The organism is Streptomyces scopuliridis RB72 (assembly GCF_000718095.1).
In the GTDB taxonomy this organism is placed as follows: domain Bacteria; phylum Actinomycetota; class Actinomycetes; order Streptomycetales; family Streptomycetaceae; genus Streptomyces; species Streptomyces scopuliridis.
Genome location: NZ_JOEI01000114.1, coordinates 1 through 215 on the forward strand (window position 1 = coordinate 1; position 215 = coordinate 215).

A 215-nucleotide genomic window follows, 5' to 3' on the forward strand; every position below is an offset into this window, starting at 1 on the left:
GAGCAGGCCGCCTACGCCGTCCGATCCAGCGCCACGGCAGAGGACCTGCCGACGGCCTCCTTCGCCGGCCAGCAGGACACGTACCTGAACGTCGTGGGGCCGACGGCGGTCCTCCAGCACGTCAGCCGGTGCTGGGCCTCGCTGTTCACCGAGCGGGCCGTGACCTACCGCCGGCGGAACGGCATCGACCACCGTACGGTCCACATGGCCGTGGT

1 protein-coding gene is annotated in these 215 nt (G+C 71.6%); it reads left to right on the forward strand.

Translation table 11 applies throughout. The features are described from left to right. Positions 1 to 215, forward strand: a 215-nt coding sequence (locus IF11_RS37555) for a PEP/pyruvate-binding domain-containing protein (RefSeq protein WP_037729577.1), incomplete at both ends; no start/stop codon positions are given.